We start from the raw sequence: 18,098 nt of genomic DNA, 5'->3' as shown, positions 1-18,098 counted from the left end.
CTCCTGCTTACTGCACGAAGCTGGCGTCGTACAAGCTCTTCACATCCGGCATTTTCTTGATCACCCCCGCACGCAGCAACAGTTTGCCGGCTTCATCACTGAAGGTTTCAATTTCGCCATTGAAGAATTTCTTGTTCTCTTCCGGCCCTTGCCAACGCAAATAACTGGCCGATTCCGCAAACTCCTTGCCAGTGGATTTTACTGCTGCACCCATGATCTCGTTGGATTTATCCGGCTGCTGTTTGATCATCTCCAGCGCATCGTAATAGCTGGCCACCAGCGCTTTCGCGGCCTGAGGATGTTCTTTCAGGAACGTTGGCGTACAGCCGAGCGTGTCCATGACCATCGGATAATCCAGCGTGGTGGCGAGGATCTTGCCTGCCTTAGGCTGGTTGCGGATCACCGAGAGATAAGGTTCATAGGTCACTGCCGCATCGTTTTGACCCGCAGCAAAAGATTGTGCCGCCGCCTGCGGTGCCATGGTCGCGAGACGCACGTCTTTCATCGTCATGCCGTTTTTGTCCAGCATCCACGCCAGCAGGAAATACGGTGAGGTGCCGGGCGCATCCACCGCGATGGTTTTGCCTTTCAAATCTTTGATGCTGGTGATGTCACTGCGGGCGGCGAGGCCATCGGCACCGTAAGATTTGTCCAGCTGAACGATCTGCTTAATCGGCACGCCTGCGGCGTTCCAGGAGATGTAGGTTTCTACCGTGGTCGCCGCGCACTGAATGGTGCCGGAAGCCACCGCCAGATGTCGGCTGCTCTGAGGGATCATCTTCACATCGACATCAAGGCCGTGCTTTTTGAAAATCCCAGCTTTATCGGCCAGCGTCAGTGGGGCAAATCCGGTCCAGCCGGAAATACCGATGGCGACTTTGGTGTCGGCCGCCTGTGCTCCTAAAGCACTGGCGCACAGGACTGCGGCGGTTAATGCATGAACAACGAGTTTCACTGGCTTGCCCATCTTCCACTCCTGATAAAGGTGATGAAAAACAACAGTTGTATAGTCTTATCTATACAAGCCAAGCAATGGCTGTGCCAGATTGTGAAAGCCCATTGTGATGGGGAGAGGGGGTTGAGATCGCGCACTGAAACGGTGCATAAACCCTATGCCGATGATCACACTGGTGCGAAAGCAACCTTCGGCGGATAGCGCTATAATCACGCCAATTTTTCAACAGAAGGAACACCGTATGACGGTGAAATTGCGTCCGCTTGAGCGAGAAGATCTGCACTTTGTGCACCAGTTAGACAACAACGCCAGCGTGATGCGTTATTGGTTTGAGGAGCCGTACGAAGCTTTTGTCGAGCTCTCGGATCTCTACGACAAGCATATCCACGATCAAACAGAGCGTCGTTTTGTCGTTGAACACGATGGGCAAAAAGCGGGATTGGTGGAACTGGTCGAGATCAATCACGTGCATCGTCGCGCTGAGTTTCAGATCATCATTGATCCGGGGCATCAGGGCAAAGGCTTAGCCAGTCAGGCGGCTAAACTGGCGATGGATTATGGCTTTTCGGTGCTCAATCTCTACAAACTCTACCTGATTGTTGATCAGGAGAATGAGAAAGCGATTCACATCTACACCAAACTGGGATTTGAAGTGGAAGGCGTGCTGAAGCACGAATTTTTCATCAATGGTGAATACCGCAATACCATTCGCATGTGCATTTTCCAGCAGCAGCATCTGGCGCAGCATAAATCCGGTCATGCCATGGTGAAGCCGACAGCACAATAGCTTGAAATCGGCTCTCATTGTCGCTGCCGTCTTGAATATCAAACGGCAGCTAAGTGATTTATCGCTTTTAACCAAAAAGATGATGCTGAACCTTAGCAGCGCGGTTTATCGCGCATCTCTCAGCGACATACCTGCTTCGGAGATGCACAAAAAATTGCGCCGCGACCGCGCCATGCGGTTTAACCGCCGCGCGCACCCACCACGTTGAGACGTGGCTGAGGATGTTCAGGTTTCAGGTCGTACATGCCGCCATAGAACGGATCCACCAACAGCCAGCCGGGGAAGCCCAGTAACGGGATATTACCCAGCAGATACCACAAGTTGGCACTGGCCTCGATCGGCAGCGTCACCGGCACGTAGCCCGGACTCTCCAGCATCACCTGATAGTGTTTTTTACCAAAATAATTACCCGTGGATTTTGCCAGCTCGACGGTTTGTGGCGTGTAGCCCTGCGCCACTGCGCGGCCGGTTTCATCCTGCACGGTGAAACGCGCGCCTTGCGGGACAGAATCGATTTTTACCGGCTGCGTTTCCGTGCCGACAATGGTGGCGCAGCCGCTCAGCAGCAATGCAGTGGCAGGAAGAAGGTGTCGCAGGTTCATGGCAGGTCCGCTATAGAATCAGATAGGACAGTCTAAACTGCCCTATCCTGCTTTTCACTCGCCTCAATCGCCCTATCAGTGCTGCTTTTCTGGCCTTTATTGCGGTTGACAACAGGCGGCAATCGCCGCGATATCTTGCGGTGTGGTGCGGCAACAGCCGCCAATCAACCGTGCGCCCGCTTGTTGCCACTCAGGGAATTTATCCTGCAGCGTGCAGCCCGATGGCGCCGAGTGCCAGGTTTTGCTGCTCGCATCGTACTGTTCACCGGAATTGGGGTAAACCAGCAGCGGTTTAGCACACAGCGCCTGCAAGGTTTGCAGCGCCGGTGTCACGCTCTCCAGCGCTACGCAGTTGATGCCCATCGCCACCACCTGTGGTGCCGCATTGACCAGTTCAGCGACCTGGCTTAACGGCGTTCCATCGCTGATGTGTTGCGCATCACGCAGGGTGAAGGAGAACCATGCGCTGCAGTTCGGGAACTCTGCCAGCAAACTCACCAGCGCCTGCGCTTCGGCAAACGACGGCAGGGTTTCACACGCCAGCAAATCCACGCCTGCGTCCAACAGCGCCTTGACGCGCGGGCGATGGAAATCTTTCATCTCCGCTTCTGGCAGGGCGTAATCACCGCGATACTCAGCACCATTAGCAAGGTAAGCGCCATAAGGCCCAACGGAACCGGCCAACAGCAAAGCGGCTTCACTGCCTGATGCCGCACGATAATCATCACGCGCACGTTGTGCCAGTTTCACACTTTGGTCGATCAATGTGAGCGCTTGCGCCTCATCCAGCCCACGCGCCGCAAAACCCTGCGGCGTGGCCTGATAGCTGGCGGTGATCGCCACATTGGCGCCGGCAGCAAAATAGTCGTAATGCACCTGATAGATCAGCTCAGGATTTTCCATCAGCACTTTGGCAGACCACAACGCATCGGCGAGATTGCAGCCGCGCGCCTCCAGTTCGGTGGCCAGCGCGCCATCCAGAATCAGTGTGTCATGTTGTGTTAAGGCTTCTGCGACAGGATTACGCGACATCATTGGCCTCCCCGGCCTTCAGGTTACGTCGATGCGTGACATGGTATGCGGCATAGCAGAACAGCACAAATGGAATGCCACACCACAGCGCAATACGCTGCGACGGATCGAAGGCCAGCCCTACACACGCCAGCAGGCACAGCAGGAAACCGAGAATCGGCGTTAGAGGATAGAGTGGCGCGCGATAGGCGAGTTGTTGCAGCGAACCGCCTGCGGCCAAGTGGCGACGACGGAACACATAGTGCGAGGCACAGATACTCAGCCACACCGCCACCACCGCAAAACCTGAAATGGCTGACAGCGCCACAAACACGGTATCCGGCGCGATCACGCTGGAGAACAGCGCCAGCAGGCCGCCCAGCATACTGACGGTGATCGCCAACACCGGAATCCCACGGCGGTTCACCTGGGCGAAACAGCGCGGCAAGGTGTTCTCATTCGCCAGTGACCACAGCATCCTGCCCGATGCATACAGACCCGAGTTGGCGGCGGACAGGATCGCCGTCAGGATCACGAAATTGAAAATATCAGCCGCATAGGGAATGCCGATTTTCTCGAACACCAGTACAAACGGGCTTTTAACGATGCCGGCCTGTTCCATCGGGATCAGCGCCGCCAGCACAAAGACCGTACCAATAAAGAAGATGATTAATCGTGCCACCGTGGTACGAATCGCCAGCGGCAAGGCTTTCTGCGGCTGCTCGGTTTCTCCAGCGGCAATACCAATCAGCTCAGTGCCGGAGAAGGCGAAATTCACCGCCACCATGGTCATCAGAATCGGCAAGGTGCCGTGCGGCAACCAACCTGAGGCGGTCAGGTTACTCAGGCCCGGCGCGGCACTGCCATCCTTCATCGGAATAAAACCAAACATCGCGCCTGCACCGAGGATGATAAAGGCAATGATGGTGACCACTTTGATGATGGAGAACCAGAACTCCCCTTCCGCGAAGAAACGCGTGGAGACGATATTCAGCAGATAGATGGCGATGCAGAACACCAAACACCACAGCCACACCGGCGTGCTGGGGAACCAATACTGCATACAGAATCCGGCGGCGGTCAGGCTGGAGCCGAGCGCCACCGTCCACGTCAGCCAGTAGAGCCATGCCACAGTATAGCCAGTTGCCGGGCTGAGATAGCGCGCCGCATAGACATGGAAAGCGCCGGTTTCCGGCATCGCTACGGCCAGTTCGCCGAGACATACCATCACCAGCCACACCACCAGCGCGCCGATCAGATATGCCAGTAGCGTGCCCGCCGCACCGGTGGTTGAGATGATATAGCCGGTATTGAAGAACAGTCCGGTGCCAATCACGCCGCCGAGCGACAGCATCACCAGATGCCGCACTTTCATGGTGCGCTTAAAGTTTTCCTGCGAAGGGGTTTCCTGCTGTTGCATGGTTTTTATCCGTATGGACGTCTGAACATCTATATGGACACAGGTTTATACGCGCCAGCGTGTCAATTTGCAACGTGGCAAAGGGTGAGGGTTTTAAAAAGTCGGGGGGGGGCCCCGCGTCAACGGGGCACCACATCAGGCGCCAAATACGCCTTGCAGATAGCGCTCAAGCGCAATGCGCGAGCTAAAACCGTGCGGAATACCGTAATGTTCCTGGGATTCACCCATCAGATAAAGCGGGAACTGGGTGTAATGATCGCAGGTTTTCATTTCTGAGGCGGGCTCGGCAAAGTGCTGACTTTTCTCTTTCAGCGTGGGGTGAATGATCAATGCGGTGCGGCCCATGCGCGCTTCGCGATTGACGTAGACATAATTTTCACCACGACGATAACCGTAGATTTTTGGCGTCAGGGTGTCCATTTCGAACCCTGCTTTTTCCAGTACGCGCGCTACCTCATCCGGACGTAAATACATGCTTGCTCCTCTCTTCTCACAGCCCCGCAACCTTACAACAGCCCGACATACAGGACATTCGGAATTTCCCTAAAGCCTGGCACACGCCTGCGTTTAGTCACGTTTCGTCTACACTTAGTATTACTTGTTAAATCAAAGGGAGCGAAAAAATGTTTAATCGAGTAAGCAAAAACGATGACATTGATATTAATCAGGATGTGAATGAGCTGGCAGATTCGCTTGAAGCATTACTTAAATCTTACGGCAGCGAAGCCAAAGATGAAGTGGATAGCGCACGCAGTAAAGCACAGTCGTTGCTGAAGCAGACCCGCGCAAAACTGAACGGCGGCAACAGCCGCGTTTCTCAGGCAGCGCGTGACGCCAGTTATCAAGTTGATGCCTACGTGCATGACAAACCCTGGCATGGCGTGGGTGTCGGTGCAGCCGTGGGTCTGGTGTTAGGTGCGCTGTTAATGTCACGCCGTTAACCATCATTAGCGTTTAAAGAGAGCCTCGCGATTGCGGGGCTTTTTTGTGCCTGCCGCAAATGAAAGCGCACAAAATTTGACCTAAATTTTGCCTCCCTCGCCTTTACAAAAAAATTTTCTGGCCTGGAAGGCGCATGATCTCTGGCGTTAGCCTTTATCCGAAGATAAAAATACAAAATCCCTATATCTGGTGGGCTTGACCACTACGAGCACTACATCTAGTATTCAACCCATCAACTCGCTACCAGATGTCGTCAAGGACGAAGTTCGCTGCAAATAGGATTTTGCTTCGTATCTCGCATCCAGACCGCAATCAAAGGGAAATACGAATCATGCGCATTATTATTTACACTAAAAACAATTGTGTCCAGTGCAACGCGACTAAAAATGCCATGGACCGCAAAGGTATCGACTATCAACTGATCAATCTCGATACCCAACCGGAAGCCATTGATAACCTCAAATCCCTCGGCTATCGCCAGGTGCCCGTCGTCATGACCCATGATGACCACTGGAGCGGCTTCCGCCCTGACAAAATCGCCAGCCTGCGCCAGCTCGCTGCAGTCGGGGGATAAGGCGATGTTCCCACTGGTCTACTTCTCTAGCCAGTCGGAAAACACGCACCGATTTATCACTCGTCTGGGACTGCCTGCTTGCCGCATACCGCTTGATGGCAAGCAGCGCCTGCATATCGACCAACCCTTTATTTTAGTGGTGCCGAGCTACGGCGGCGGCAGTGCGCGGGGTGCGGTGCCCAGACAAGTGATTCAATTCCTCAATGATGACGCCAACCGACGCGGTATCCGCGGGGTGATTGCTGCCGGTAACCGCAACTTCGGTGAAGGCTATTGCCTGGCAGGCGACATCATTGCGCAGAAATGTCAGGTTCCTTATCTCTACCGCTTTGAGCTGATGGGAACCCCCGACGATATCGCTAATGTAAAAGCGGGAGTAACCCAATTTTGGCAACGACAGACACCCTGAACAGCACGCAGCTGGATTATCACGCGCTCAACGCGATGCTGAACCTGTATGACGCCGATGGCCGCATTCAGTTCGAGAAAGATCACGAGGCTACGCGCCAGTTCTTCCTGCAGCATGTAGAGCCGAATACCGTACAGTTCGCCTCGGCGGCCGATCGCCTGCGCTATCTGGTTGAGGAAGGCTACTATGAAGCCACGGTACTGAATCAGTACGACTTCAGTTTCCTGTGCCAGCTGCACGATGAAGCCGATGCCTGGGGTTTCCGTTTCCACACCTTCCTCGGTGCGTGGAAGTTTTACACCAGCTACACGCTGAAAACCTTCGACGGTAAACGTTATCTGGAAACCTTCGAGCAGCGCGCCTGCATGGTGGCGCTGACGCTGGCACGCGGCAACGAATCGCTGTCACGCGAATTGCTGGCAGAGATGCTCAGCGGCCGCTTCCAGCCAGCCACCCCAACCTTCCTCAACTGCGGTAAACAGCAGCGCGGCGAGCTGGTCTCGTGCTTCCTGCTGCGCATCGAAGACAATATGGAATCGATTGGGCGTGCGGTGAACTCGGCGCTGCAGTTGTCAAAACGCGGCGGTGGCGTGGCCTTCCTGCTCTCTAACCTGCGTGAATCCGGTGCGCCGATTAAGCGCATCGAAAACCAGTCGTCTGGCGTGATTCCGGTAATGAAGATGCTGGAAGATGCGTTCTCTTACGCCAATCAGCTTGGTGCGCGTCAGGGCGCGGGCGCGGTGTGGCTGAACGCTCACCACCCTGATATTTTCCGCTTTCTTGATACCAAACGCGAAAACGCTGACGAGAAGATCCGTATCAAAACGCTGTCGCTCGGTGTGGTGATTCCGGATATCACCTTCCAGCTGGCGAAAGAGAATCGCGATATGGCGCTGTTCTCGCCGTATGACGTTGAGCGCATTTACGGCAAGGCGTTTGGTGATATCAGCATCAGCGAGCTGTATGAAGAGATGCTGGCCGACGATCGTATCCGTAAGACTTACATTAAGCCGCGTGATTTCTTCCAGACGCTGGCAGAAATTCAGTTTGAGTCAGGCTATCCGTACATCATGTACGAAGACAGCGTGAACCGTCACAACCCGATTGCTGGTCGCATCAATATGAGCAACCTGTGCTCAGAGATTTTGCAGGTTAACAGCGCCAGCGAATTCTATGACGATCTTAACTACCGCCGCGTGGGCAAGGATATCTCCTGTAACCTCGGCTCGCTGAACATCGCGCATGCTATGGATTCCCGCAATCTGGCACAGACCGTTGAAACCGCCGTGCGCGCCTTAACAGCGGTTTCTGAGATGAGTGAAATCAATTCGGTGCCGTCGGTGGCGGAAGGCAATCGTCGTTCACATGCGGTGGGCCTGGGTCAGATGAACCTGCACGGCTATCTGGCGCGTGAAGGCATGGCTTATGGCTCGGAAGAGGCACTGGATTTCACCAATCTCTACTTCTACTGCGTCACCTATCACGCGGTGCGCACGTCGAACCTGCTGGCACAAGAGCGCAATCAGAGTGTTGATGGCTTTGAACAATCGCAGTACGCCAACGGTCACTACTTCGATAAGTATGTGGATCGCGCCTGGCTGCCACGCACCGCGCGTGTGGCACAGATTTTTGCCGATGCAGGCATTGCGTTACCGACGCAGGCAGACTGGCAGGCATTGCGCGAATCAGTGATGCAACACGGCTTGTTTAACCAGAACTTACAGGCGGTGCCGCCAACCGGTTCGATCTCGTACATTAATCACGCGACATCGAGTATTCACCCGATCGTGTCGCGCATTGAGATCCGTAAAGAGGGTAAAACCGGCCGCGTTTATTATCCGGCGCCGTTTATGACCAACGAGAATCTGGATCTCTATCAGGATGCGTACCAGATTGGTCCGGAAGCGATTATTGATACCTATGCCGAAGCCACGCAGCACGTCGATCAGGGCTTGTCGTTGACGCTGTTCTTCCGCGATGACGTCACCACGCGTGACATCAACAAAGCGCAAATTTATGCGTGGAAGAAAGGTATCAAAACGCTCTATTACATTCGTCTGCGCCAGATGGCGCTGCAAGGCACCGAAGTCCAGGGCTGCGTCTCCTGCTCATTGTGATGAAAACTATGCAACTTAAACAAATTCAAGCGATTAACTGGAACCGAATCCAGGACGAAAAAGACCTCGAAGTGTGGAACCGTCTGACCAGCAACTTCTGGCTGCCGGAAAAAGTGCCATTGTCCAACGACCTGCCAGCCTGGCAGTCGCTGGACCACCAGCAACAGCAGCTGACCATCCGCGTGTTTACCGGTTTGACGCTGCTCGACACTATCCAGAACGTGATCGGCGCGCCGGGCTTGATGGAAGACGCCATCACGCCGCATGAAGAAGCGGTGCTGTCGAATATCAGCTTTATGGAAGCAGTGCATGCGCGTTCCTATAGCTCGATTTTCTCCACCCTGTGTAACACCGCCGATGTCGATGCGGCGTATCGCTGGAGTGAAGAGAACGAAGCGTTGCAGAACAAGGCGAAGATTGTGCTGGAGTACTATCGTGCCGAGGACCCGCTGAAGAAGAAAATCGCCAGCGTGTTCCTGGAATCGTTCCTGTTCTACTCCGGTTTCTGGCTGCCGATGTACTGGTCAAGCCGTGGTAAATTGACCAACACCGCTGACCTGATTCGTTTGATTATTCGCGATGAAGCGGTGCACGGTTATTACATCGGCTACAAGTACCAGAAGGCACTGGAAAAAGTTGACGATACACGCCGTGAAGAGCTGCAGCAATTTGCCATCGATTTGCTGCTGGCGCTGTATGAAAACGAAGTGGTATACACCGAAGCGCTGTATGCGGATGTCGGTTGGGCAGAGGAGGTGAAAACCTTCCTGCACTACAACGCTAACAAGGCGTTGATGAATCTGGGATATGAGGCGTTGTTCCCGTCAGAGCTGACGACGGTGAATCCGGCCATTCTCTCGGCTTTGTCACCGAATGCCGATGAAAACCACGATTTCTTCTCCGGTTCAGGTTCTTCCTACGTGATGGGAAAAGCCGTGGAAACCGAAGACGAGGACTGGAATTTCTAGCCTCTGGCATGTAGCACAGGGCGCGCCACAGCGCGCCCTTTCAGCGCCTTGATATTTCCCGTTCAGATTACCAAATATTCTCTCGTTATTTCCGTTTCTCACCTTCATTATTTTGTCATTTTAGCGCCATTAATTCGTCCATTATATCGCCTACATAAGCGCAATTTATTCGTGTTTCACTGAGCATTTGCCGTGAAAGCGGGTTAATTTCATAAAAAATTCAGAAAAAAATGATTCGCTCTCATCCCTTGTGAGCACTGGAATTATCGCCAATCTGCACGCGCTCGCTCAGCCAAATATCCGAACCAAGGGTTGTCAGATATTCTCACTATGCTAGGTTATAGGGCGCTTAAATTTAATCGAGATCACTACAAGAAATAGCTAAACATTTAACCGGGAAATTAATTACTGCATGGCAATTAAACTCGAAGTAAAGAACTTATATAAGGTATTTGGGGATCACCCCGAAAAGGCATTTAAGCTGATTGAGAAAGGCGAAAGCAAAGAGAGTATTCTGGCGAAAACCGGTCTCTCCGTCGGCGTAAAAGATGCCAGTCTGGCCATTGAAGAAGGCGAGATCTTCGTCATCATGGGGCTCTCCGGTTCAGGGAAATCCACCATGGTTCGCCTTCTCAATCGTCTGATCGAGCCCACTCGCGGCCAGGTGATCATTGACGGTGTCGATATTGCGAAAATATCGGATGCTGAACTGCGTGAAGTGCGCAGAAATAAGATCAGCATGGTATTCCAATCCTTCGCATTAATGCCCCATATGACGGTGCTGAATAATACCGCCTTCGGCATGGAATTAGCGGGCGTGCCGTTACAGGAACGTCAGGAAAAAGCGCTGGAAGCATTGCGTCAGGTGGGACTGGATAATTATGCTCACTCCTATCCAGATGAACTCTCCGGCGGTATGCGTCAACGTGTCGGATTAGCGCGCGCGCTGGCGATCAATCCCGATATTTTACTGATGGATGAAGCCTTCTCCGCCCTCGATCCGCTTATTCGTACCGAAATGCAGGATGAGCTGGTCAAACTGCAGGCGAAACATCAGCGTACCATCGTATTTATTTCCCATGACCTCGACGAAGCCATGCGTATTGGCGATCGCATCGCCATCATGCAGGGTGGCGAAGTGGTGCAGGTCGGTACGCCGGATGAAATCCTCAATAATCCCGCTAACGATTATGTGCGCACCTTCTTCCGGGGGGTCGATATTAGCCATGTGTTTAGCGCCAGGGATATTGCTCGTCGCAGCGCCGGTGCACTGATTCGTAAAGCGGCCGGTTTTGGCCCACGTTCAGCCATTAAACTGCTTCAGGATGAAGACCGCGAATATGGCTATGTGCTGGAGAAACAGAAATTTGTCGGCGTAGTTTCAACCGATTCACTTAAAGCGGCACTGGCTGCGGGTGAAGGTCTGGATAGCGCCCTGCTTGAGACGCCGTTAGCGGTTCCTGCGGATACCTCACTGAACGATTTGCTCTCCCACGTTGCACAAGCGCCCTGCGCGGTGCCGGTGGTCGGCGAAGAGAATCAGTACGTCGGTATTATTTCCAAAAGCATGCTATTGCGCGCTTTAGATCGTGAAGGAGCCCAGTCATGAGTGAACAAACCAGCAATCCGTGGGATAGCGCCAGCCAGACCACGCAGCAACCCGCGACCACAGATTCGAGCGCGGCAGCCAGCAGTAGCGATCCCTGGGGCGGCAGTAGCAGCAGCGCACCCGCCGACAGCACGTCCAGCAGCGGTTCCGCCGATGCATGGGGCGATCCTTCAGCGGCGAGCGGTGGACATGATGCCGCCAGCAGCGCAGCCAGTAGCAGTGGTTCAGCCGATGCATGGGGTGATCCATCAACGGCGAGCGGCGGACATGATGCTGCCAGCAGTGCCGCCAGCAGCAGTGACTGGCTCAACAGCGCGCCTGCTCCGGCTCCCGAGCATTTCAATATCATGGATCCGTTCCACAAGACCTGGATCCCACTCGACAGCTGGGTGACCGAAGGCATCGACTGGGTCGTCAGCCATTTCCGCCCGGTGTTCCAGGGCATTCGCGTGCCGGTCGACTATATCCTCAGCGCATTTCAGCAGTTGCTGCTGGGCATGCCCGCGCCCGTGGCGATAGTGGTATTTGCGTTGATTGCCTGGCAAATTGCCAGCCCGGCCATGGGAATCGCGACTCTCATTTCATTGATTGCGATTGGTGCTATTGGCGCGTGGTCGCAAGCAATGGTGACACTGGCGCTGGTACTGACCGCCCTGCTGTTCTGCATCATCATCGGCCTCCCGCTGGGGATTTGGCTGGCACGCAGTGAACGTGCGGCACGCATTATCCGACCGTTGCTGGATGCGATGCAGACCACACCGGCCTTCGTGTATTTAGTGCCGATCGTGATGCTGTTCGGTATCGGTAACGTGCCGGGCGTGGTGGTGACCATCATCTTTGCGCTACCGCCGATGGTGCGTCTGACCATTCTTGGCATTAAGCAGGTACCTGCCGATTTGATCGAAGCGAGCGAATCCTTTGGTGCCAGCCCACGTCAGATGCTATTTAAAGTGCAACTGCCGCTGGCGATGCCGACCATTATGGCCGGTGTGAACCAGACGCTGATGCTGGCGCTGTCGATGGTGGTTATCGCTTCAATGATCGCTGTGGGTGGTTTAGGCCAGATGGTGCTGCGCGGTATCGGTCGTTTAGATATGGGTCTGGCAACTGTCGGCGGCGTGGGTATCGTGATTCTGGCGATTATCCTTGATCGCCTGACTCAGTCGTTCGCCCGTGATAGCCGCAGCCGTGGCAACCGTCACTGGTACAGCACCGGTCCAATTGGCCTGCTGCTGCGCCCCTTCAGTAAAAAAGCCTGATTTCTATGGACGGCCCAGCGTGGCCGTCCGTCTCCGACGCAACACGTAAAATAAGGAATGACTATGCGCAAGACAGCTCTGTTCGCTGCCGTCCTGACGACGTTCGCCGCGACGCACGTGTCCGCCGCCGACCTGCCGGGTAAAGGCATCACCGTTAAACCGCTGCAAAGCACCATCGCAGAAGAAACTTTCCAGACGCTGATTGTCAGCCGCGCACTGGAAAAACTGGGCTACACCGTTGAGAAGCCGGGCGAAGTCGATTACAACGTGGCCTACACCACCATCGCGGCAGGTGATGCCACCTTTATAGCCACTAACTGGAAACCGCTGCATGACGACATGTATAAAGCGGCAGGCGGTGATGACAAGTTTTACCGTGAAGGCACTTACGTTGGCGGCGCTGCTCAGGGTTATCTGATCGATAAGAAAACCGCCGAGCAGTATCACATCACCAACATCGAACAGCTTAAAGATCCGAAAATCGCCAAACTGTTCGACAGCAACGGTGACGGCAAAGCCGACATGACGGGCTGTACGCCGGGCTGGGGCTGTGAAGCGGTGATTAACCACCAGAATAAAGCCTATGGCCTGGCGGATACGGTTACGGCCAACATGGGTAACTATTCAGCAATGGTGGCTGACACCCTGGCACGCTACAAGCAAGGCAAACCTATCCTTTATTACACCTGGACACCTTACTGGCTGAGCGACGTGCTCAAACCGGGTAAAGATGTGGTTTGGCTGCAGGTGCCATTCTCTTCCCTGCCAGGAGAGCAGAGCAAAGTGGACACCAAACTGCCTAATGGTAAAAATTACGGTTTCCCGGTCAACACTATGCACATTGTGGCCAACAAAGCCTGGGCTGAGAAGAACCCGGCGGCGGCAAAACTGTTTGCTGAAATGAAATTGCCGATTGGTGATATCAACGCCGAAAACGCGGCGATGCATGCGGGTCAGGCTTCTGAAGCTGACATCAATCGCCACGTAGATGGCTGGATCAAAGGCCATCAGGCCGAGTTTGATAAGTGGATTTCTGACGCACAAGCGGCGGCAAAGTAATCCTCTTCCCTTAAAAGCGGCCTTTTGGCCGCTTTTGTTCTCAATCCCCGCAAAGTTCGTGCGTTATAGCGCACTGGTACGTCCTGTCAATTAACACACCATTGAAATAATTTTTTGGGTTACTATTAACCACAAATGATTATCTACGCCTTTCTTCCGCCATGAATGCTGCTAAGCCGAGACTTACCTCTGCAATGCCTGAGGTTAAATTCTCTCAACGAATGCAATTCATCATTTTAGCTGGTACGGTATTGGTACCGGAATTGTTACGATTAAGTTAATTAACCCATTGATTTCTTTATGTAATGCGTTCAGCTAAAGTGTTTAGAAAGCGTAAAGACCAACCCAATCACGTGAGTAAGACTATTCATTGATGATTGAGTTTGTTATGGTTAGCAGCACAGTTATTCACCAGAGTTATTTTTTCTCGCGAAATTATTTTTTCTTAAAAATATTTCACGATGTGAATTGATGACAATGTAACCATTCTGCGTGGCACATTGTCAGGGCGAAGTGCCCAGGGTTATGGAACGACCTGGAATGCCAGATGTTGACAATGTGATCGTGCGAACAATCACTGGCGGAAAATATGACTACGCTTAATCTGTCACCATCCTTACTATACCAGTTGCAACTAAGAGGTTTTTTTTAAAATGGAAAGTTCGTTTACTCCCATTGAACAGATGCTGAACATCCGTGCTAACCGCCATAAAGATTTTCCGTTGCAGGAAATCATCCTGACTCGTCTGTGCATGCATATGCAGGGAAAACTGCTGGATAACCGCAACAAGATGTTGAAGGCGCAGGGAATTAACGAGACCTTATTCATGGCGCTGATTACACTTGATGCGCAAGAAAACCAGAGCATCCAGCCTTCAGAACTGAGTTCTGCGCTGGGTTCCTCACGCACTAATGCAACACGTATTGCCGATGAGCTGGAAAAACGCGGCTGGATCGAGCGCCGCGAGAGCGATAATGACCGTCGCTGCCTGCATCTGCACCTGACAGAGAAAGGTAACGAATTCTTACGTCAGCTGCTGCCGCCTCAGCATCAGAGTCTGCAGTATCTGTGGTCTTCGCTCTCTACATCCGAGCAGGATCAGCTGGAAGCGATTACGCGCAAGTTGCTTAACCGTCTTGATAAAATGGATGAAGATCAGGTTATCGCTTCCCTGTCGCGCTAATAGCAAGAAGTGCGACACAATCACCTTCCGAAATCGCTATTTTAATCCCCTTTTATCCGGCCAGCGTCTTATACGCTGGCTTTTTCGACTCGGGAAACCGTATTGATGGATCAACACAGCCCGGCTAAATGGAAAACGTGGAGAACAACATGAGTGCGACCGCGGAAGCGCAAAGCCCGCAACAGCCAGCGAATAAAAAGAAGAAGCGCAAAGGTGTGCTGATCCTGCTGGCTATCGTGTTTGTATTGATTGGGGTGGCGTATCTGGCCTACTGGTATTTGGTGCTGCGCCATTTCCAGGAAACCGATGACGCCTATGTGTCAGGTAATCAGGTGCAGGTGATGGCACAGGTTTCCGGCAGCGTGAATAAAGTCTGGTTCGATGACACTGACTTCGTGAAAAAAGGCGATATTTTGGTGTCGCTGGATAAAACCGATGCGGAGCAGGCGTTTGAAAAAGCGCAGACTGCACTGGCCACCAGCGTCCGCCAGACGCATCAATTGATGATCAACGGCAAGCAGTATCAGGCCACCATCAAGCTGCAACAGACCGCGCTGGATCAGGCTGAAGCCGATCTGAAACGTCGTGAGCCGCTGGGTGCATCAAACCTGATTGGTCGTGAAGAGCTGCAGCACTCACGTGATGCCGTGGCCACGGCGAAAGCGCAACTTGATGTCGCCGTGCAGCAGTACAACGCGAACCAGGCGATGATCCTGAACACCGATCTGGAACAGCAACCCGCCGTCAAACAAAGCGCGGCTGAACTGCGTGATGCCTGGCTGGCGCTGCAGCGCACCGATATCCGTAGTCCAATGGATGGCTATATTTCGCGTCGTAGTGTTCAGGTCGGTTCGCAGATCTCCACCAGCACGCCGCTGCTGGCGGTAGTGCCTGCCACGAATTTGTGGATTGATGCCAACTTCAAAGAAACGCAGCTTTCCGGTGTGCGCATCGGTCAGCCCGCTACCGTGATCAGCGATATTTACGGTGATGACGTAGAGTATCACGGCAAAGTTGTCGGTCTGGATATGGGCACCGGCAGCGCCTTCTCTCTGCTGCCGGCGCAGAATGCGACAGGTAACTGGATCAAAGTGGTTCAGCGTTTACCGGTGCGTATTGAGCTGGACCCGCAACAGGTGGCCGAACACCCGCTGCGTATTGGTCTCTCCACCTTAGTCAAAGTGGATACCCAGAACAAAGACGGGGCCACACTGGCCAGTAGCGTGCGTCCACAAGCGGCGTATGAAAGTAACGCATTGGCAATCGACCTCGCGCCGGTTAACAAGCTGATTACTGAAATCGTTCGTGCCAACGCCGATTAATTCCGCGGGAGGCTGTGATGGCACAAAAACCGCTTGAAGGTGCGCCGTTAGTCCTGATGACCATCGCCTTATCATTGGCGACGTTTATGCAGGTTCTCGACTCCACCATTGCTAACGTAGCGATCCCAACGATCGCCGGTAACCTTGGTGCCTCGAACTCACAGGGCACCTGGGTGATTACCTCATTCGGGGTGGCAAACGCCATCTCGATACCGATTACCGGTTGGCTAGCCAAACGTATTGGTGAAGTGAAGCTGTTTACCTGGTCGACCATTCTGTTTGTACTGGCCTCATGGGCCTGCGGCATGTCAGAAAGTCTGGAGATGCTGATCTTCTTCCGTATCATTCAGGGTGTGGTTGCCGGTCCATTGATTCCGCTGTCGCAAAGTTTGCTACTGAACAACTACCCGCCGGCCAAGCGCAGCGTGGCGCTCTCGCTGTGGGCAATGACGGTGATCGTAGCTCCGATCTGCGGCCCGATTCTCGGCGGCTGGATCAGTGATAACTACCACTGGGGTTGGATCTTCTTTATCAACGTCCCGATTGGTGTGGTCGTCGTCGCGCTGACTCTGCAAACCCTGCGAGGACGCGAAACCAAAACCGAGATCCGCCCGATTGATATCGTCGGTCTGGTTCTGTTGGTCGTGGGGATTGGTTCGCTGCAGGTGATGCTCGACCGGGGTAAAGAACTCGACTGGTTTGGCTCCACGGAAATCATCGTACTCACGGTAGTCGCCGTGGTGGCGCTGGCAGTGCTGTTGGTGTGGGAGCTAACGGACGACCATCCGATTGTCGATTTGTCGCTGTTTAAAAAGCGCAACTTCACCATCGGCTGTTTGTCGATCAGCCTGGCTTACATGCTTTACTTCGGCTCGATCGTGTTGCTGCCCCAGTTGCTGCAGGAGGTATACGGCTACACCGCCACCTGGGCAGGTTTGGCGTCAGCGCCGGTCGGCATCATTCCGGTAATCCTGTCGCCCATCATTGGTCGCTTTGCCCACAAGCTGGATATGCGGCGATTGGTGACCTTCAGCTTTATCATGTACGCGGTGTGCTTCTACTGGCGTGCGTATACGTTTGAGCCGGGGATGGATTTTGGTGCGTCGGCATGGCCGCAGTTTATTCAGGGCTTTGCCGTGGCGTGCTTCTTTATGCCACTGACCACCATTACGCTGTCAGGGTTGCCGCCAGAGCGTATGGCAGCAGCATCGAGCCTGTCGAACTTTGTGCGTACGCTGGCCGGTTCAATCGGTACGTCGATCACCACCACTATGTGGACGGATCGCGAATCGATGCACCACAGCTATCTGTCTGAATCGGTGAATCCATTCAACCCGAATTCGCAGCAGATGTATGACCAACTGCAAAGCATGGGCATGACGCAGCAGCAAGCTTCAGCCTACATTGCACAGCAAATTACCAATCAGGGCCTGATCATCTCAGCGAATGAGATCTTCTGGGCATCAGCGGGAGTATTTTTGATCTTGCTGGTTCTGGTGTGGTTTGCACGTCCGCCATTTGGCGCGGGCGGCGGTGGTGGTGGCGCGCACTAAACAGTAGAAACAAAAACGGGCCTTTCGGCCTAATGCCAGTCAGTTAAGCCTGACTGGCATTTTTTCTTCTGGCTGTCGGATATTTATAGGGTCTCTCTTTCACCACCCTTGGGAACGAGCGCTCCCGTCGTCCCGGTAATCTGACCATCTCTGCTATCGAACTTACGTCCTTAACCAGTTCCGGGATACGCCCAGGCGATGCGCCTTCAAGTGTCCAGAGCAGTTTCATCACCCACGCTGTCGATTCCCTGAAGCTGAGCTGGTTAGGCCAGTATCCCTTCAGCGTTGAGGCCATTCTTATCATCTGATATCTCACCAGATTGTAGG

The 18,098-nt window shown here is 53.6% G+C and carries 17 protein-coding genes and 1 pseudogene; 12 read left to right on the top strand and 6 right to left on the bottom strand.

The window, feature by feature from the left end; all coding sequences use genetic code 11:
• Positions 1 to 7 precede the first annotated feature (7 nt).
• On the bottom strand, positions 8 to 967 hold the full coding sequence (locus FD737_RS22595; RefSeq protein ID WP_160834636.1) for an ABC transporter substrate-binding protein: 960 nt from the start codon (positions 965 to 967) through the stop codon (positions 8 to 10).
• 229 nt (positions 968 to 1,196) lie between these two features.
• On the opposite strand from FD737_RS22595, the gene speG reads away from it, so the two are divergent.
• Complete coding sequence (gene speG, locus FD737_RS22590; protein ID WP_160834635.1) at positions 1,197 to 1,742, top strand: spermidine N1-acetyltransferase; 546 nt, start codon at positions 1,197 to 1,199, stop codon at positions 1,740 to 1,742.
• Between the two features lie 179 nt (positions 1,743 to 1,921).
• Here the strand turns inward: speG and FD737_RS22585 are convergent, their stop codons facing one another.
• The 4 genes from FD737_RS22585 to FD737_RS22570 form a co-directional block, all read right to left on the bottom strand.
• Positions 1,922 to 2,344 (bottom strand): hypothetical protein, encoded by a 423-nt coding sequence (locus tag FD737_RS22585; protein ID WP_038645291.1) that lies wholly within the window; start codon positions 2,342 to 2,344, stop codon positions 1,922 to 1,924.
• 96 nt (positions 2,345 to 2,440) lie between these two features.
• Positions 2,441 to 3,376 carry a homocysteine S-methyltransferase gene (gene mmuM / locus FD737_RS22580; RefSeq protein ID WP_160834634.1) on the bottom strand — a complete coding sequence of 312 codons (936 nt, stop codon included), beginning with the start codon at positions 3,374 to 3,376 and terminating at the stop codon, positions 2,441 to 2,443.
• Positions 3,366 to 4,775, bottom strand: coding sequence for an S-methylmethionine permease (mmuP, locus tag FD737_RS22575; RefSeq protein WP_160834633.1), 1,410 nt, complete (start codon positions 4,773 to 4,775; stop codon positions 3,366 to 3,368). Before mmuP ends, mmuM begins: the two co-directional genes overlap by 11 nt.
• 135 nt (positions 4,776 to 4,910) lie before the next feature.
• Entirely contained in the window at positions 4,911 to 5,249 is a 339-nt protein-coding gene (locus tag FD737_RS22570; protein WP_034825485.1) for a DUF2002 family protein, read from the bottom strand.
• A 149-nt stretch (positions 5,250 to 5,398) separates the two neighbouring features.
• On the opposite strand from FD737_RS22570, the gene FD737_RS22565 reads away from it, so the two are divergent.
• From FD737_RS22565 to emrB, 11 genes are all read left to right on the top strand, one after another.
• Positions 5,399 to 5,716, top strand: coding sequence for a DUF883 family protein (locus FD737_RS22565; protein WP_058959185.1), 318 nt, complete (start codon positions 5,399 to 5,401; stop codon positions 5,714 to 5,716).
• A 332-nt stretch (positions 5,717 to 6,048) separates the two neighbouring features.
• Positions 6,049 to 6,291, top strand: coding sequence for a redoxin NrdH (locus tag FD737_RS22560; protein WP_038645282.1), 243 nt, complete (start codon positions 6,049 to 6,051; stop codon positions 6,289 to 6,291).
• Positions 6,292 to 6,295: 4 nt separating this feature from the next.
• A complete protein-coding gene (gene nrdI, locus FD737_RS22555; RefSeq protein ID WP_034825480.1) occupies positions 6,296 to 6,700 on the top strand; it encodes a class Ib ribonucleoside-diphosphate reductase assembly flavoprotein NrdI in 405 nt (134 codons plus the stop codon).
• On the top strand, positions 6,679 to 8,817 hold the full coding sequence (gene nrdE / locus FD737_RS22550; protein WP_160834632.1) for a class 1b ribonucleoside-diphosphate reductase subunit alpha: 2,139 nt from the start codon (positions 6,679 to 6,681) through the stop codon (positions 8,815 to 8,817). Before nrdI ends, nrdE begins: the two co-directional genes overlap by 22 nt.
• 8 nt (positions 8,818 to 8,825) lie before the next feature.
• Positions 8,826 to 9,785: a class 1b ribonucleoside-diphosphate reductase subunit beta gene (gene nrdF / locus FD737_RS22545; protein WP_097118706.1), complete on the top strand. Its 960-nt coding sequence runs from the start codon at positions 8,826 to 8,828 to the stop codon at positions 9,783 to 9,785.
• Between the two features lie 412 nt (positions 9,786 to 10,197).
• On the top strand, positions 10,198 to 11,394 hold the full coding sequence (gene proV, locus FD737_RS22540) for a glycine betaine/L-proline ABC transporter ATP-binding protein ProV (protein ID WP_034825478.1): 1,197 nt from the start codon (positions 10,198 to 10,200) through the stop codon (positions 11,392 to 11,394).
• Entirely contained in the window at positions 11,391 to 12,653 is a 1,263-nt protein-coding gene (proW, locus tag FD737_RS22535) for a glycine betaine/L-proline ABC transporter permease ProW (protein ID WP_097118695.1), read from the top strand. The genes proV and proW overlap by 4 nt, the downstream gene beginning before the upstream one ends.
• 63 nt (positions 12,654 to 12,716) lie before the next feature.
• Entirely contained in the window at positions 12,717 to 13,712 is a 996-nt protein-coding gene (gene proX / locus FD737_RS22530) for a glycine betaine/L-proline ABC transporter substrate-binding protein ProX (RefSeq protein WP_160834631.1), read from the top strand.
• 653 nt (positions 13,713 to 14,365) lie between these two features.
• Positions 14,366 to 14,896, top strand: coding sequence for a transcriptional repressor MprA (gene mprA / locus FD737_RS22525; RefSeq protein WP_034825472.1), 531 nt, complete (start codon positions 14,366 to 14,368; stop codon positions 14,894 to 14,896).
• 149 nt (positions 14,897 to 15,045) lie between these two features.
• The gene (emrA, locus tag FD737_RS22520) at positions 15,046 to 16,218 is read left to right on the top strand and encodes a multidrug efflux MFS transporter periplasmic adaptor subunit EmrA (RefSeq protein ID WP_160834630.1); all 1,173 of its coding nucleotides are present in this window, start codon (positions 15,046 to 15,048) and stop codon (positions 16,216 to 16,218) included.
• Positions 16,219 to 16,232: 14 nt separating this feature from the next.
• The gene (gene emrB, locus FD737_RS22515; RefSeq protein WP_141399025.1) at positions 16,233 to 17,771 is read left to right on the top strand and encodes a multidrug efflux MFS transporter permease subunit EmrB; all 1,539 of its coding nucleotides are present in this window, start codon (positions 16,233 to 16,235) and stop codon (positions 17,769 to 17,771) included.
• Positions 17,772 to 17,814: 43 nt separating this feature from the next.
• On the opposite strand, the pseudogene FD737_RS23995 reads toward emrB, so the two are convergent.
• Positions 17,815 to 18,098: pseudogene (locus FD737_RS23995) on the bottom strand (IS4 family transposase); the annotation flags it as partial.

Origin of the sequence: Pantoea sp. Seng, assembly GCF_009829935.1 — a bacterium.
GTDB classification, from domain to species: domain Bacteria; phylum Pseudomonadota; class Gammaproteobacteria; order Enterobacterales; family Enterobacteriaceae; genus Pantoea; species Pantoea communis.
This window is presented reverse-complemented; position numbering and strand designations above follow the sequence as displayed.

Bases quoted from the DNA above. Each gene is read 5' to 3' on its own strand.
- FD737_RS22595 (WP_160834636.1), bottom strand. From the start codon at position 967: ATGGGCAAGCCAGTGAAACTCGTTGTTCATGCATTAACCGCCGCAGTC.
- speG (WP_160834635.1), top strand. From the start codon at position 1,197: ATGACGGTGAAATTGCGTCCGCTTGAGCGAGAAGATCTGCACTTTGTG.
- FD737_RS22585 (WP_038645291.1), bottom strand. From the start codon at position 2,344: ATGAACCTGCGACACCTTCTTCCTGCCACTGCATTGCTGCTGAGCGGC.
- mmuM (WP_160834634.1), bottom strand. From the start codon at position 3,376: ATGTCGCGTAATCCTGTCGCAGAAGCCTTAACACAACATGACACACTG.
- mmuP (WP_160834633.1), bottom strand. From the start codon at position 4,775: ATGCAACAGCAGGAAACCCCTTCGCAGGAAAACTTTAAGCGCACCATG.
- FD737_RS22570 (WP_034825485.1), bottom strand. From the start codon at position 5,249: ATGTATTTACGTCCGGATGAGGTAGCGCGCGTACTGGAAAAAGCAGGG.
- FD737_RS22565 (WP_058959185.1), top strand. From the start codon at position 5,399: ATGTTTAATCGAGTAAGCAAAAACGATGACATTGATATTAATCAGGAT.
- FD737_RS22560 (WP_038645282.1), top strand. From the start codon at position 6,049: ATGCGCATTATTATTTACACTAAAAACAATTGTGTCCAGTGCAACGCG.
- nrdI (WP_034825480.1), top strand. From the start codon at position 6,296: ATGTTCCCACTGGTCTACTTCTCTAGCCAGTCGGAAAACACGCACCGA.
- nrdF (WP_097118706.1), top strand. From the start codon at position 8,826: ATGCAACTTAAACAAATTCAAGCGATTAACTGGAACCGAATCCAGGAC.
- proV (WP_034825478.1), top strand. From the start codon at position 10,198: ATGGCAATTAAACTCGAAGTAAAGAACTTATATAAGGTATTTGGGGAT.
- proW (WP_097118695.1), top strand. From the start codon at position 11,391: ATGAGTGAACAAACCAGCAATCCGTGGGATAGCGCCAGCCAGACCACG.
- proX (WP_160834631.1), top strand. From the start codon at position 12,717: ATGCGCAAGACAGCTCTGTTCGCTGCCGTCCTGACGACGTTCGCCGCG.
- mprA (WP_034825472.1), top strand. From the start codon at position 14,366: ATGGAAAGTTCGTTTACTCCCATTGAACAGATGCTGAACATCCGTGCT.
- emrA (WP_160834630.1), top strand. From the start codon at position 15,046: ATGAGTGCGACCGCGGAAGCGCAAAGCCCGCAACAGCCAGCGAATAAA.